1 protein-coding gene is annotated in these 1,031 nt (G+C 34.5%); it reads right to left on the reverse strand.

What is annotated here, in order from left to right; all coding sequences use genetic code 11:
* Positions 1-371: 371 nt before the first annotated feature.
* The coding region (locus GJU40_RS20455; protein WP_154309892.1) for a DUF1672 family protein at positions 372-1,031 on the reverse strand (660 nt) is incomplete at its 5' end.

Consider the following 1,031-nt stretch of genomic DNA (forward strand, 5'->3'; position numbering starts at 1 on the left):
TCCCACATAGTCATTTACACTCACATACGCTTCCCTTGCATGCCTCTCCTCCGGCGTTTCAGACGTTTTTCCCTTTGCCCCGCATCCTCCTATCGTAAATAACGCTATTAATAAGATTGAAAAATTAATTATATTCCATCTCATGATTGTAGCCTCCCAAGCATTTCTACCTAAATACAACTTGTATTCTATCTCCATACCCAATTTTAATTGAAAACAGTAAAAAACTGGTGTTTCATACATGGATGATTACTATGGCTCCTTCATCATACTTTAAATATGCATTAAGCCTCCAAGTTGGACTAGTTCAAAATCGAAATTCCTATTTTTATTAACAGATGGAATAGATATATTATTCATTTTTACTCCCCCTAGTCCTTAATAATATGTTCAAGCTGACCTTCTCGAAGTGAATTTTCTTTACTCCCCATACCTGAAAGTTTACTAATATCATGATCATGTAGAAAAAAAGTGTATTTCCCCCGGGGAAATTCTTCTAAATTAATTATATCGTCTACTAATAATTGGATTATTTCTTCATCTGGTTCAACATCTGGTTCTTTCATATACAAATTAATAACAAATGATAATTTATCCTCTTCATAAGCAAGTTTATCAAAATGATTTCTTAATTCTTCCTTGGTTATATCTGCGTTTTGCAAATATAGACTGTTAATAAGAATTAGCTCTTCTTGTAACAAAGAAGGCTGTAAAAAATAATAAGGTGTGGTGTATCCAGTTTTTTTCACATTATTAATAGCTTCTTTACGCAGACCCACCACTGGATGGTTATTTGTAAATTCCTCAAAATATTCATCAAGTGCTGCAAACTCTTCCTCCATAATCATTGCTAGTAAACCACCAAATAAAGCTTGCTCTACTTCCATCTCCACAGTCCAAATATCCTCAGGAAATATCTTTCCCTCCTTAGCATCAACAGGCATCATCGCAAACGTATGAAATCTAGGCTCATTAGGAGATTCCACAAACACCATAATTCCATGCTTTGCCCCCACTGCATTGTGTACAAT

The organism is Metabacillus lacus, assembly GCF_009674805.1.
In the GTDB taxonomy this organism is placed as follows: Bacteria; Bacillota; Bacilli; order Bacillales; family Bacillaceae; genus Metabacillus_C; species Metabacillus_C lacus.